This is a genomic window from Polaromonas hydrogenivorans, assembly GCF_040105105.1.
Lineage (GTDB): Bacteria > Pseudomonadota > Gammaproteobacteria > Burkholderiales > Burkholderiaceae_C > Polaromonas > Polaromonas hydrogenivorans.
The window spans coordinates 3,239,716-3,253,369 of the sequence record NZ_CP157675.1 but is presented as its reverse complement, the minus strand read 5'-3'; the positions used below and the strand labels follow the sequence as shown (position 1 = coordinate 3,253,369).

The following is a 13,654-nucleotide window of genomic DNA, read 5'->3' as shown; positions in this document are numbered from 1 at the left end:
TTTTTCGGCGGCCGGTCTGGCCCGCTTCTAGATGTTGCCTGGCCCGTTGTGGTTGACCAGCAAGACCTCGGGGCTCATCGAGGTCATGCGCGCGGGGCCGAAGATGGTGGCAAACGCCACATCCTTGGCATCCCGCCCGCTGGCCAGTCGCACCACCTGGTCAAGCGGCGACATAGCCGTCGGGTCGAACAGCACCCAGCGCCCGCCAAGGTAGGCTTCAAAGATGGCGTGAAAGTCCGGCGGCGGCTCGTCAAAGGTGGCATATCCGCTGACCAGCCGGGCTGGAATGTTCAGCGCCCGGCAAAAAGTGACCGCCAGGTGCGCAAAGTCGCGGCACACGCCTGCCCGCTGCATGAACACGTCGCGCGCCGTGGTCGTGGCCGTGGTCGAGCCGATGCGGTATTCGATGTTGCCGCGCACCCATTCGCAGATGGCCTGGACGCGCGAATAACCCTGGGGAAGCCGACCGAACAGCTCGGCAGCATTCGGCCCCAGATGGTCGGACTCGCAATAGCGCGTGGGCATCAGGAAATGCAGCACGTCGTCGGGAATGTCATGCACCGGCACTTCCGGGGCGTTCAGGTTGTCGGGCTCGATCAGGCGGTCCACCAAGGCCCGGTAAACCACCTTGAACGGGCCTGCCTGGGCCTGCAGCCGAAGAAAACGGTTGCCTGAGCGGTCATCGGAAAAAGTATGGAACGGGACGGGCGGGTGAAGTTGCAGATTTTCCTGAACCAGGGTCTGGCCCATGCCTTGCGCCACATGAATCAGGAAGACAAATTCGGCCGGGCCGTCGATGACGTAGTCGAGTGTGCAGTCGATTTGCAGGCGATTGCTGTTGGGCGGCTGCATGGCATTGCTGACGGGCAAGGCGCCGCTCTGGGGCTGCATGGCATTGTTGACGTTGTTTTGAATATCAAGCATCTGGGTTCCTGGGACGATAGGGCGAACCTTGAGGCATGCAGGCATGGCTCAGGCTGAATCGGCTAACCCTTGATTAAAGCCGCATTGCACGGGCTGGCGTATCAGCAGGCTGCAGGTGACTTTGTAGGACGAAGCCCGGCAATGAAGACCGTTCGGCCTGGCGATCAAGGCCGTTTGCGCACCTGGACATTGACATCCATGCCCAGAAAGTCGCCCGGATAACCGTGCCATGATCCGCTGAGCGGGGTGGCCTGGCTGGCGTGCCGGGCCACGCTGACACTGATCAGGTCGGTGCCGCCGATCAGGTTGTTGGTGGGGTCGAACGGAATCCAGCCCGCGTCGGGCAGGTAAACCTGTACCCAGGCGTGCGTGGAGCCGTTGCCGGTGTTGTGCTGCTGTGCGCTGTCCCGCCACGGGGCGTAGAGATAGCCCGAGACGAAGCGCGCCGCATAGCCGAGCCGGCGAACGGCCTCGATCATCAGCGTGGCAAAGTCGCGGCAGGCGCCGCTTTTCAGGCGCAAGGTGTCATAGGGCGTCTGCACGCCACGGCTGAAGCGCGCTTGATAGCGCATGGTGTTGCGGATGAATTCCGTCATTTCCACCAGCAGCTCGCGTGTGCCGGTTTCTCCGTTGGGCCGGATGAACTGGTTGGCCCAGGCCTGCAGCATGCCGGTCGGGTCGTTGTAGAACGGGGTCATGAAATGGCGCAGCACCAGGCGTTCCTCGTCGTCGTAAGCCAGCGGAAACCGCCGTGCCCGCAGGCTCATGGGAAAGTTGACTGCGCGGGTGCCGGTGTGTTCGACCGAAGACGAGCAGACCACCTGAAGTTCGGCCGCCGGGCTTTGTGGCTGGATGAGGGCGATGGAATTGGAGTAGGCATCCTGAAACATGCGAATGTCCACCGGCTCAGGGTTGACCCGCATGTCGGTTGCCAGCACCCGCAGGTCATGGCTGTCACGGGGGCGAAACTGCACCAGGTGCTCGCCAAGCCTGACCGAACTGGCATATCGGTAATGGGTGGTGTGGGTGATGTCAAAGATGGCGGACACTTCAGGACTTTGGTGGTGTGCAGCCTCAAGAGGGTGCGCTTTTTGATGCAAGTACGCCATCAGGCGTTGTCAGTGCAGCCTGTCGGAGGCGTCCTACTGCCCGGCTTGATGATCTGATGGCCCAGGCTACAGCCGCGCCAGCAATTCAGTTTTCTTCGCGTTGAATTCTTCGTCGCTGATGATGGCCCGGCTGCGCAAGTCGGCAAGCTTCTCGATCATGAGGAAAATATCCGCATCGCCCGCCGTGGCGTTGCCGGAGCGCTGTTGCGATGCGGAATTGAACGCGGGCGAGGAAGGCGGGGAGGGCGGTGACACCGGTGCGGGCGGCAAATTTTCGGGGACAAACCCTGACCCTGTGGCCTGCGCATTGGCAAAGCCGTGGGTGTTCTGTTGAACGCCATCGACCGACACGATGGGCAGCCGGGTCACATCCAGCATTCCGTACTGGCTGGAAAAAGTGACCGAGCCGCCGTAGGATTGTTGCTGTGAAAACCCGCCGATCTGGTGGTCCTGGGTGTCATAGACGGTCACTGTGCCGTTCAACTCGATGACCAGCCGGCGCGCCTGCGCGAAGTACGCATAGCGAACGCCGTTCTGGGCACCGGTGCTGTTGGGCCAGCGCAAATCAGACGGCCACCAGTCGGGCGACGTGCCGGGGGCAGGTGCCACAAACAGGCTCGCTGAAGGATTCGCTGCCGCCTGAGCGTTCTGGAATGGCTCGCCGGCATGGTTGCTCTGCTGCTGGCCGCCCTGGTTTTGCGACTGGAAGTTTCCGCTCCTGAGCAGGTCGGGCTGGTTGGCGACCAGCCGGGCCAGCTCGGAACACAGGGAATCGACGCGGCCCTTGAGCTGGCTGTTGAACATGTCGGACACCATGGTCATGCCGCCGCTCATCCACTGGCCAGAGCCGCTGAACTCGGGGTGGTTGAATTGCGCCATGCTGCCGTTCCCGTTGATGACGGATTCGAGCATGCTTGAAACTGCATCCGTGCTGAATCCGTGGCGCTGGGCAATGTCGTTGATGGCCTGCTGGCCGCTGGTTGAAAGTTGTTTCATGGTGACCGTTCGGTATGTGAAATGAATAAAGATACAGCGAAAAGTATTTTTCGCCGAGGCTGGGGCTTGCCGGGTTTTAAAGTGTTGCCGGGCCTAACGCTAACGGGATGCGGCGCTGCGTTGTGTCTCACCCATGGCAATTTGCCAATGCTCCGCGCTGCTTTGCTGCTCCATGCCATTCAGGAGCAGGGGCGTCACCGTGACCCGTACCTCAAGTTCCTGTTCCCCGCCACCCAGAACCACGCCGCGCATCGGTGTGACATCGCTGAAGTCACGCCCCCAACCCAGGGTGATGTGATCGCGCTGCACGATGCAGCGGTTGGTCGGGTCGAAATCAACCCATCCCAGCCCCGGGCAAAAGACCGATACCCAGGCATGGGAGGCATCGGCACCCACCAGGCGTGGCTGGCCCGCAGGCGGGTGCGTCAGGATGTAGCCGCTGACATAACGCGCAGGCAGGCCCAGGCTTCGCAGGCAGCCGATCATCAGCTGGGCAAAGTCCTGGCAAACACCCCGGCGGCCTTTCAGGACATCGTCCAGCGGCGTGGAAATATCGGTCGCCGTATCGTCGAATTCAAACTCGTCAAAGATGCGCTGCGTCAGATCCAGTGCGGCATCCAGCTGCGGCCGGCCTTGCGTGTAGCTGATGCGCGCGTACTGTTCGAGATCCGTGCTGCAATTCACATGGGGCGAGGCATACAGGTAGCGGTAGGCATCAAGCATGGCGGCGTCCGTGCCTTGCTGCAGCCGGTCGCGCAGGCTCTCCCATGAAGAAGTCCCCCTGATCCTGGAAAGATCGTGTCTCTGCATGAGCGCGACCGTCGATTCGGCATGCACCAGCAGCGTTTGATGCGGCGCGGTGATCGTGATTTGCCGGGTTTTGTTGCCGAAATAATCAATCCCATCGACGCCATCGTTTTCTATCGGGTTCACCCAGGTCTCATGCGACTCAATGTGCTGGTAGGCGAAAGAGCGCGGCGTCATGTGCAGGTATTGCTGCGAGAGCGTGACCACGCTCTGGTAAGCGTACCGGGTTTCGTGCACCACACGGTAACGCGCGCATGCAGCGGCGCACGCTGATGAAGGGGTCATGCTGTCTGTATCCTGGTTTGATGATTGCCGGTGTAGCTAAAAAACTGTACGCTGATGTGCTCTGACATCTGCGCGCTGGCAATCTGGATACGGTACATCAGGTCAATCAACTGCACATTGCCGCAATACAAGTCCGTATCAGGCGTCAGCGCGACCAATTCGTTCTTCAGCAGCCTCAGTTGCTCTTCGCCGCACGGGCCATAGTTCAGCGATATTTTTTTCAGGCTTTTCAGGACGCCGTCGAGCTGGAACAGGATGGAGCGGGTGTTGCTCTCGTCGAGCAAAAGCAGGTCAAGCACCGGCAGCCATTCGGGCTGCGCCCGATAGCGTGCGCGGTAGGTGATGATGGAGTCGGACAGCTCCAGCAGCCAGTCCAGATTGCCATTCGCTTGCATGCCAAGCGCATGCTGCAGGGAGACGGTCTGAAATTGCAGGCGTTCCAGACGCCGCCCCAGGGAAAGGAAACGCCAACCCAGGTCGCGGGTCATGCCATCGAGTGCGAACCCGGACATGGTCATCAATGCGGTTGTCGCATCGTCGAGAATGGTCATCGCCTCCGATTGGGACAACTGGTGGTCGGCGCTGGACACGCTCTGCACCATCTGGTTGAGTGCGCGCCAGTTGTCAACCGAGAAACGTTCGCGCAACTGGCTGGCACTGCTGTAGAGCTGCTGCTGCTGCCTGGCCAGTCCCGAAACGTCTGGTGATACCACGGCCTGCATCAGTGCGGCTTCAATGCGTGCATCGTTCAGGATTGCCGCTGACTCGGCAGACTGCCCCTGGCCCCGACTTTGCGCCTGTTCCCGGGAGTCGATCAGACCGAACCATGTGCACAGCGCCACGACCGTCGGCCACTCGTCGCCACGGTTTGCGGGCCCGACATTGAACAGGAAATTCAGTGTGACCCGCAACAGGCGGGCGGTGTTGTCGCAGCGTTCGGCATTGCGGCCGAACCAGAAAAGATTTTCCGCCACGCGGCTGGACAGATGCGTATCGTCGCGTATCAAGTCCTGGCTGGTGATGGTGCGTTTCAGCAGGCCGTGGACCTCGGCCTGTGTGCTGGCCTGTATCCAGGTGTCCTTGCTGCCACCGCCCCGCTGCATGGTGATGATGCGCGAATCCGAACCTGTCGCCACCCGGGTCAGCCCCCCGGGCATCACCACATAACCTTTGGGCGTGGCGCAGGCATAGACCCGAAGGCCGATGGCGCGAGCGCTCAGACCGCTGGCAGAACCGGGTTTCCATACCGGAGCCTGTGACAGCCGGACCAGTTCCTGGGCCACATAGTTTTTGGGATTGGCGCGCAGCATGTCGATGAACGCCGTGCGCGCATTGCCCGTCAGGTCTTTGCCAAAGACGGGAAATTGCCGAAGCTGGGGAACGCTTGGCTTGATGATGAGATGGTCCAGCCTCTTGATCACCTCTTCCAGTGCGGCGGGCTCACCGCACCACCAGGTGGCCACGGAAGGCATCTTTAATGGCTCACCGAGCAGGCGCTTGCACAGGGCCGGCAAGAAGCCGAGCAACGCGCCCGATTCCAGCAGGCTTGATCCGAGGCTATTGGCAATCAGCACATTGCCGCGCCTTGCCGCATCGGTCAATCCGGCCACGCCCAGCGCGGAGTCTGTCCGCAATTCAAGCGGGTCGCAATAATCATCATCGACACGGCGCATGATCACATGGACCCGCTGCATGCCGGACAAGGTCTTGTGCCATACCATTCCGTTGCGCACCGTCAGGTCGCTGCCCTCGACCAGTGGCAATCCCAGATAGCGCGCCAGGTAGGCCTGCTCGTAATAGGTTTCGTTATAGGGACCGGGTGTGAGCAGCACAATCAGGGGCTCTTCGCTGTTGCGCAGCGGAACCCCGCCGCTGCCGTTGGCCGCGCATTGGCGCCCCCATTGGGCCAGGCTGTCGCGCATGGTGTCAAAAAAGCCTGCCAGGTGCTGCACCTTCAAATCACGCAGCAAGTCAGGAAAGGTGCGTGAAATGACGGAACGGTTTTCAAGTGCATAGCCGGCCCCGGAGGGCGCCTGCGTCCGGTCGGCCACTGCCCACCAGCGCCCGTTGGGCGCGCGGGCCAGATCAATGGCATAAAAGTGCAAGGCAATGCCGTCTTTGTGCCGGATGCCATGGCATGGGCGCAAGAAGCCGGCATGACCATGAATCAGCGCCGGTGGCAACAGCCTTTCTTCGAGCATTTTCTGCTCGCCATAGACGTCGATCAGAAGCCGGTTCATCAGCGTCGCCCGCTGAATGACGGCTGCCTCGATGCCCGCCCATTCGTCGTGCGGCAGAATCATCGGCAGCACATTCAAATCCCAGGGGCGCTGCATCCCTTTGTCGTCGGTATAGACGTTGTAGGTCACGCCGTTTTCGCGCACCTGGCGTTGCACCGATTCGGTGCGTTTGCGCATGACGTCGGGGGCTTCGTGAGCCAGGCTGTCCAACAGGGTGCGCCAGTGCGCGCGTGGCTGGCTTGAAGCATCCAGCATTTCATCAAAACTATCTGGCGAAGCTGGGTAATCGGCAAGTAGTTGATTCAACATGGGGTCGGATATTTCTCTTGCAAAAACGCGGATGGCTCAGAATGAACCATCCGCGTTGTGGGACGCGCCAGGCTACGGTCAGTAAGGCTGCCAACGCAAGTCGAGCGTCATGGGAAAGCCTGGATTCAACTCTTCCTTATACACGCTCATCGGTCCCGGTGTATGCCCATGCGCCCAAAAGCGGGCAAATCGGCGTGCTTCGGCAGCGTTGGCATTGATTGGCGAACTTTCCTCGCTGCGTCCGCCCGGATGCGTGACATGGTAGGTGCAGCCGCCAATGGCGCGGCCGCTCCAGGTATCGACCAGGTCAAACGTCAAGGGCGCCTGCACCCGGATGGTCGGATGCAGGGCCGACCACGGACTCCAGGCGCGAAAGCGGACACCCGCCACGTATTCGCCCGGAATGCCGGTCGGATGCAATGGCAGCATGCGACCGTTGCAGGCAATCACATGACGCCCGTCGGTCAATCCGCGAACCAGCAGTTGCATGCGCTCCACCGACGAATCGACATAGCGCGCGGTGCCGCCGCCAGTCATTTCCTCACCCAGCACATTCCAGGGCTCGATGGCCTGGCGCAATTCCATTTCCACGCCCTCATAGACCACGGTGCCAAAACGCGGGAAACGGAATTCGATGAAAGGGTCGAACCAGTGCTCTTCAAACGCATAGCCTGCGGCGCGCAAATCCTTGACCACGTCGCGGATATCTTGCGCCACAAAGTGCGGCAGCATCCAGCGGTCATGCAATGCCGTGCCCCAGTGCACCAGCTTGGCCTGGTAGGGCTGGCGCCAGAAACGGGCCACCAGCGCGCGCAGCAACAGCATTTGCAGCAAGCTCATGCGCTCATGCGGCGGCATCTCGAAGGCGCGGAATTCGACCAGCCCCAAACGGCCGGTCGGGCCATCGGGGGAATACAGCTTGTCGATGGAGAATTCCGAGCGGTGCGTATTTCCGGTCAGGTCCACCAGCAAATTGCGCAGCAAGCGGTCCACCATCCAGGGCTTGTCGCCGGGCTGCAGGGTTGGCAGCACCTTGTCCATCTGCTGGAAGGCAATCGCCAGTTCGTACAGGTTGTCGTCCCGTGCTTCGTCAACCCGGGGCGCCTGACTGGTGGGGCCGATGAACGTGCCCGAAAACAGATAGGACAGTGCCGGATGGTTTTGCCAGTAGGTGATCAGGCTTTTGAGCAGGTCCGGGCGGCGCAGCATCGGGCTGTCTTCGGCCGTTGCACCGCCGAGCGTGGCATGGTTGCCGCCGCCGGTGCCGGTGTGGCGGCCATCGACCATGAACTTTTCAGTGCCAAGACGCGTGAGCCGCGCCTCTTCATACAAGGTGGTCATGTTGTAGACCAGCTCGTTCCAGCTGGCTGCGGGGTGAATGTTCACCTCGATGACGCCGGGATCGGGCGTCACGCTGAGCAGCTTGATGCGCGGGTCGCGCGGCGGCGGATAGCCCTCGATCCAGAGCTTGAGTTTGAGCTTGGCGGCAGTGTTCTCAACGGAAGTGACCAGCGCCAGGTAGTCCTCGATGCGTTGGACCGGCGGCATGAAGACATGCAGGCGTCCATTGCGCACCTGCACGCACAGCGCGGTATGAATCACTTCCCGTGGCTCGGGGTTGCCATCGACTGGAACAGGTTTTTTTGCCTTGAGGGCGGCCCGCTTTTCCTTTTGCCCGGCATCCAGTGCGGTCCGGGGCGCGAACGGATCGACATCAAACTCGGGCTCCTTTTCTTCGGGCAGCACCCAGGGCAGCGCATTCAAAGGCAGGCGCAGTCCCATGGGCGAGTCGCCTTCGGTCAGGTACAGGTGATCGCGTTTGAGCGGCCATGGAGACGTGCGCCAGGCCGTGCCCAATGCGATATTGGGGTCCAGATCCTTGGGTTTTAACGGCAAGACATAGCCCACGACCTGGCCCAAGCCCGTTTCCAGCAGGCGCGCCAAGCGCCGCCGCTGCTCCGACGCCTTCAGGTCAACCTGGAGCGGGTCCAGGTTGACGGGCAGCCCTTGCTCCAGATGGGCTTGCTGAACGACATCCTCATAAGCCGGTATCTGGCTGAAGGCAGGCAAGCCCAGCGACTTGACCAGTTCAGCGGCAAAGCGTTCGGCATCTTCATAACCATAGCCGTCGTTCTTGTTCTCATCCGAAAACAGCGTGGGGTCTAGCCACATCGGTTGACCGTCGATGCGCCAATAGATGTTCAAGGCCCAGCGCGGCAAGGGCTCGCCCGGATACCATTTTCCCTGTCCGTAATGCAGCATGCCCCCAGGTGCAAAATGATTCTTCAGGCGGTGCATGAGCTGGCCGGCCAATTCGCGCTTTTTATCGCCGTGCGCCAGGGTATTCCATTCGGGTCCATCCATATCGTCGATGGAGACAAACGTAGGCTCGCCGCCTTGGGTCAGGCGCACATCCTGGCGCTTCAGGTCCGCGTCAACCTGCTGGCCGAGCAGGTCGATTTTTTGCCAGTCTTCTTCCTTGTAAGGCTTGGTCACGCGCGGATCTTCGTGAATGCGCGTGATCGTCATTTCATGAAAGAAAGTGACCTCGGCCTTGTCGGTAAAGCCGGTGACAGGTGCCGCTGATGACGGCATGGCGGTACAGGCCAGCGGAATATGGCCTTCACTGGCCAGCATGCCTGAGGTTGGGTCCAGTCCAATCCAGCCTGCGCCGGGGATATACACCTCGGTCCAGGCATGCAGGTCGGTAAAGTCAACTTCGGTTCCGCTGGGGCCATCGAGCGATGCCTGATCAGCACGCAACTGAATCAGGTAACCGGACACAAAGCGTGCCGCCAAGCCCATTTCGCGAAAAATTTGCACCAGCAACCAGCCGGTGTCGCGGCACGAGCCCGAGCGTTTTTGCAGGGTGTCCTCGGGTGTTTGCACGCCAGGCTCCATCCGCAGCAAATAGGCAATATCACCCTGGAGACGTTGATTGACAGCCACCAGAAAGTCGTTGGTCGCCAGATTTTTCTTCAGAATATCGCGACGGGCCGCTGCGACCCATTCGACCAGCAATTCGCCAGGCTCTTCCGTCTTCAAATAGGGGCTTAACTCGGCCGTGAGTTGGACTGGGTAACTGAATGGAAAAAATTCAGCATATTTTTCGACGAAGAAATCAAATGGATTGATGACGGTCATGTCCGCCACCAGATCGACCGTGAATTCCAGCTTGTCCGATTTTTCAGGAAATACGTAGCGGCCAATGTAATTGCCGTAAGGATCCTGCTGCCAGTTGATGAAGTGGTCTTCTGGTGTGACGGTCAGCGAATACGAAAGAATCGGGGTACGTGCATGAGGTGCCGGACGCAGGCGAACTTCATGCGGTGACAGGGAAACCAGGCGATCATAGTGGTAGCTGGTTTTGTGGTGCAGCGCAACACGGATTGCCATTGGAGGTGCCTTTCGATGGGTGGTGGGCGCGACGCGGACAGGCCGCATCGCTAGGGAGCTAAAAACTTGTCCAGAACGCACGATTCATGCCCAGACTTTTATTGGCCTTGGACTCTATCCGTTCAAGCCGGATCACCAAACAAGGCGGTTAAAAACAATTGGTCAAGGGGGTTCGGGCTTTTTATCATAGCGGCCTCCTTGAGCAAGGCTGGAAATGCGCGTGGCTCCATGACTACAGCCCGGAACTCAATCCCGAGGAGCGGCTGAATGCGGACTTGGAAAGCAGGCCATGGGCAAAAAGGTGCCGGTGCGCACCAAAGCCAAATTGCGCTATATGGCCTGCAATTTATCTGGATTGCAGCACATTCACTGCCTATAATTTGACAAAATATTTATTTGTTCCAAATTGTTAGTTTTGAAAAAAAGATCAATTTAATGACTTTAGCCCCGCCGCTCCGCAGTCTGCCATTTTCCAGTTTGGCCGCTACCGTTATCGGGCTGGCGGCTATGTGCCAGACAGTATCCGTACAAGCGCAGGGGCTGGGCGTGGCCAGTCTGGGCGCTACGGGTGGACTCACCATCCCATCGGCCTATGTGCTGGATTCAGGTGACATGGCACTAAGTTTGGGTAACTACCTGGACCCTAAACTCGGCACGTTCGGTCGCAAGCAGAATTACACGCTGGGATTTGGCTTGTTGCCCCGAGTGGAACTGTTTGGTCGGTTTGCCGAGTACACGAACCAGCGCCCCACGCCGCCCGGCGGGTTCAATGCCTTTGGCCCACGAGACATCTCGGCCAGCGTCAAATTGCAGTTGCCCCTGGACATGCCCGGTCTTCCCAAACTGGCCGTGGGCGCCACCGATCTGAGCGGCGGCGCGGTGTATTTCAGCTCAAAGTATGCGGTGGCCAGTGATGAATATGGTCCCTTGCGCTGGTCCTTGGGTTACGCCAGGGGAAAACCCGCGCTAGGCAGCGTGAACGGTGCCAAGGTGCTGGACGGTGCATTTGGTGGTGCCGAATTCAAGCTCGGAACTACCCGTGCCACGGTGTTGGCTGAAACCGACGGTACGCAGCGCCACGCCGGCTTGCGCTATTACTCAGAGGCCCTGCCCTGGTTGGGCGATGGACAGCTAGTGGGTACCCTTCAGCGCTCGTTTGGCGCCACCGACAGGGCCGGGCGTGCAGCCGATGCAACGAGTTTCAATGTCTCGCTGGTTTTGCCGCTCGGTACGAATGACGGTGCCCGCAAGGCCAGGGCCGATGCTGCGCAAAAACCTTTGCAGCCCATCGCACAGGCTGAGGGCGGCGGTATGACCGCTACAGCCGAAGATCGAATGGATACCTTGGCACGCGCCTTGCGCGCCAGCGGCCTGGACCGCGTTCGCGTCGGCACGCTGGGCAACGAGTGGGTGATCGAATATGAAAATTACCGTTACCTGCACAACGAGGCCGACGCGCTCGGCGTAGTCCTGGGCCTGGCGGCAGAGTACGCGCCACCTGGCATTGCACGCGTGAACGCGCTCACGCTCAAAGCGGGCCTGATGGTGTTTGAAACCTCGGTCGAGGTGGCGGCGTTTCGCAATTTCTTGCGTGATGGCGATGCCAGCCGTGTGAAAGATACCATGGGTTTTGGCCGGCTCGCAGGCTACGACGTAGCCGCCGTGCAATGGGCCTCTGGCGAGGCGGGTGCCGCACAGCACCGCTCCCTGCTGCGCGTGGAACTCAAGCCGCTGCTCAATTACACCCTTGGAACCGAATACGGCGCTTTCGATTATTCGCTTGCAGCCAATGTGCGCGGTACGGTCAGCTTATGGCGGGGTGCCGAGGTTTATACCGACGTAGTGCAGCGTCTGAGCAATTCCGACAACATGGAGCCGGGCCGCTTGTTTGCCGGTTCACGGCATCGCAACGGCCTGAAGACGCTGGCGCTGCAGCAGTCGTTCTGGTTCAGTCCGCGCCTGTTTACCAGTGTGGGGGTAGGCAAGTACAACTACAGCGGCCTGGGTGCCGAAGGCGAATCGATTCTGTTCCTGCCCTGGAACGAGGACACGATCCACCTCAAGGGCCGCAGCTACCAGCGCCAGCAAGACGACGTGCAGCCACGACGTGACGAGGCTTATGCGGCGTCCTACCGCTGGAAGTTCGATCCCCAGACCTGGGTGGAGGGCGGTTACCACCAGTACACCGACCGCTCCACCGGTCCGTCGCTGGCCCTTACCCGCTGGTTTGGTGATGTGGCGGTGCAGGTGTTTGCGCGCAGGGGCGGCCCCAACACATTTGTGGGCATGGAATTGAGTCTGCCGCTGACGCCACGTCAGGGCATGGGCGCTGGTCCGGTGCAACTGACAGGTACACCACGTTACGCGCAGTCCATCCGAACCTTGATGACCAATGGCGGTAACACGCTCAACTTTGTACGGCCCGATGCCGTCCGCCCGGTGGAACTCAATTACAAACCGGAAGTGGAATTACTTAACTCTGGTCGCATCACGCCGGCCTACATCAAGAATCAGGTACAGCGGATGCGGGAGTCGTTTTTTCTCCACGCCCGTGGCCAAATAGACTAAAAACAGACACTGGTCAATACCAAGATTAGGGGAATTTGTTTGATTAGGTTAATATTTCCCGGATAGTTGAGCAGATGGGTACATAGTTTTTAATTTCTTAACATGGAGTAACTTATGCGTTTCAATAAAATTTCCTTAGCAGCGTCGGTATTTAGCTGCAGCATCTTGCTGACCGCATGTGGCGGCGGCGACGATACGCCCCCTAAAACCGTTGCATCAGCTGACACCACGGCAGCAGTTACTTCCACCACGGCGCAAGTGATGGTGGATAAAAGCTTTAGCTTTGACTCTGGCGTTTCCGCTTTAGGAACTACATCAGCCACAACGCTGGCTCTTTCCGGTTCCAGTACAGCGCCTACTTTCAGCATCAGTTCGGGTGGAAACACGGCAACAGGCAACATGACCTATGGTTCCTGCATTTTCAAAATCACTCAATCCAACTACCCAGCAACTTTCACAAAGCTGCAAGTTGGTGCAACGACCGAAGTTAAGCCTTGCGACCTGAAACTGGCCACGGCTGGCTTGACCGCTGGCTCAACCAACTCTTTTGTGAAGTGGATACTGGGCAATGCCTCCAGCATCAGTCAGGGTGTGACTGTGACGATCAGTGAATCTGGCGTTGTGACGGTGAGCGGAACGCCTTTTGGCACTGTCACGCTGGTCATTGCTACCGGTGCTACTGGCGCCGGCGGCTAAGCCACTTTTTTACTGTCCTCGCCTAAGAGGGCAATAGTCCAGCGTAGATTGCGCCGGGCCGGCTACACATCTCAAAAGCCCGCACTTGGCGGGCTTTTTTGCGGCTCGAATTTTGTAGCTTCCGTGCCGTTCCATAGAGGCAATCACACGCCCTCAATCGAACACCTGCCGATATTTGAAATTGCGCCAGCAAAAGAAAAAAGGTTTGCCGCTATTTTCATAGCGGCAAACCTTTTTCTATATTGGTGCCGGAGAGATGAATCGAACACCCGACCTTCTCATTACGAATGAGCTGCTCTACCGACTGAGCTACACCGGCTTAAG

General features: G+C 59.5%; 8 protein-coding genes and 1 tRNA gene. 2 read left to right on the top strand and 7 right to left on the bottom strand.

Annotated elements, in window-relative coordinates; all coding sequences use genetic code 11:
- Nucleotides 1-27: 27 nt before the first annotated feature.
- The 6 genes from ABLV49_RS15610 to ABLV49_RS15585 all read right to left on the bottom strand — a co-directional run bounded on the left by ABLV49_RS15610 (nt 28) and on the right by ABLV49_RS15585 (nt 10,066).
- Entirely contained in the window at nt 28-924 is an 897-nt protein-coding gene (locus ABLV49_RS15610) for a transglutaminase-like domain-containing protein (RefSeq protein WP_349277828.1), read from the bottom strand.
- A gap of 164 nt (nt 925-1,088) precedes the next feature.
- On the bottom strand, nt 1,089-1,973 hold the full coding sequence (locus tag ABLV49_RS15605; RefSeq protein ID WP_349277827.1) for a transglutaminase family protein: 885 nt from the start codon (nt 1,971-1,973) through the stop codon (nt 1,089-1,091).
- Nucleotides 1,974-2,099: 126 nt separating this feature from the next.
- A complete protein-coding gene (locus tag ABLV49_RS15600) occupies nt 2,100-3,029 on the bottom strand; it encodes an SHOCT domain-containing protein (RefSeq protein ID WP_349277825.1) in 930 nt (309 codons plus the stop codon).
- Nucleotides 3,030-3,128: 99 nt separating this feature from the next.
- Complete coding sequence (locus ABLV49_RS15595; protein WP_349277823.1) at nt 3,129-4,121, bottom strand: transglutaminase family protein; 993 nt, start codon at nt 4,119-4,121, stop codon at nt 3,129-3,131.
- Nucleotides 4,118-6,670 carry a circularly permuted type 2 ATP-grasp protein gene (locus ABLV49_RS15590; RefSeq protein ID WP_349277821.1) on the bottom strand — a complete coding sequence of 851 codons (2,553 nt, stop codon included), beginning with the start codon at nt 6,668-6,670 and terminating at the stop codon, nt 4,118-4,120. The genes ABLV49_RS15595 and ABLV49_RS15590 overlap by 4 nt, the downstream gene beginning before the upstream one ends.
- A gap of 78 nt (nt 6,671-6,748) precedes the next feature.
- Nucleotides 6,749-10,066 (bottom strand): DUF2126 domain-containing protein, encoded by a 3,318-nt coding sequence (locus ABLV49_RS15585; protein WP_349277819.1) that lies wholly within the window; start codon nt 10,064-10,066, stop codon nt 6,749-6,751.
- Between the two features lie 396 nt (nt 10,067-10,462).
- Between ABLV49_RS15585 and ABLV49_RS15580 the strand changes: the two genes are divergently transcribed.
- Together ABLV49_RS15580 and ABLV49_RS15575 are read left to right on the top strand one after the other, a co-directional pair.
- Nucleotides 10,463-12,634, top strand: a complete 2,172-nt coding sequence (locus tag ABLV49_RS15580) for a YjbH domain-containing protein (RefSeq protein WP_349277818.1) — start codon at nt 10,463-10,465, stop codon at nt 12,632-12,634.
- Between the two features lie 114 nt (nt 12,635-12,748).
- Nucleotides 12,749-13,330, top strand: a complete 582-nt coding sequence (locus ABLV49_RS15575) for a hypothetical protein (RefSeq protein WP_349277816.1) — start codon at nt 12,749-12,751, stop codon at nt 13,328-13,330.
- Between the two features lie 243 nt (nt 13,331-13,573).
- On the opposite strand, the gene ABLV49_RS15570 is transcribed toward ABLV49_RS15575, so the two are convergent.
- A tRNA-Thr gene (locus ABLV49_RS15570) sits at nt 13,574-13,649 on the bottom strand.
- Nucleotides 13,650-13,654 lie beyond the last annotated feature (5 nt).

Coding starts and splice junctions, on each gene's coding strand:
- ABLV49_RS15610 (WP_349277828.1), bottom strand. CDS start 924: ATGCTTGATATTCAAAACAACGTCAACAATGCCATGCAGCCCCAGAGC.
- ABLV49_RS15590 (WP_349277821.1), bottom strand. CDS start 6,670: ATGTTGAATCAACTACTTGCCGATTACCCAGCTTCGCCAGATAGTTTT.
- ABLV49_RS15595 (WP_349277823.1), bottom strand. CDS start 4,121: ATGACCCCTTCATCAGCGTGCGCCGCTGCATGCGCGCGTTACCGTGTG.
- ABLV49_RS15585 (WP_349277819.1), bottom strand. CDS start 10,066: ATGGCAATCCGTGTTGCGCTGCACCACAAAACCAGCTACCACTATGAT.
- ABLV49_RS15600 (WP_349277825.1), bottom strand. CDS start 3,029: ATGAAACAACTTTCAACCAGCGGCCAGCAGGCCATCAACGACATTGCC.
- ABLV49_RS15575 (WP_349277816.1), top strand. CDS start 12,749: ATGCGTTTCAATAAAATTTCCTTAGCAGCGTCGGTATTTAGCTGCAGC.